This window comes from Burkholderia sp. PU8-34 (assembly GCF_053427725.1).
The window spans coordinates 1-255 of record NZ_JBSAXC010000106.1; the positions used below are offsets into that span (position 1 = coordinate 1).

Annotated in this window: 1 pseudogene; it reads left to right on the forward strand. The window is 66.7% G+C overall.

What is annotated here, in order from left to right:
- Nucleotides 1-255 (forward strand): annotated as a pseudogene (locus ACV22Z_RS35935) (GntP family permease); the annotation flags it as partial.

Here is a 255-nt window from a genome sequence, read left to right on the forward strand (position 1 = left end):
GGCGGCATGAGCATCGCGCTCGCCGCGATGTCGGACCTGTTCATCAAGGGCGCGCAGGCGGCGAACATCCCGATGGACGTGCTGCACCGGGTCGTCGCGATGGCGAGCGGCGGCATGGACACGCTGCCGCACAACGGCGCGGTGATCACGCTGCTCGCGGTGACGGGCCTCACGCACCGCGAATCGTATCGCGACATCTTCGCCGTCACCGTCATCAAGACGCTCGCGGTGTTCTTCGTGATCGCGACGTTCTAC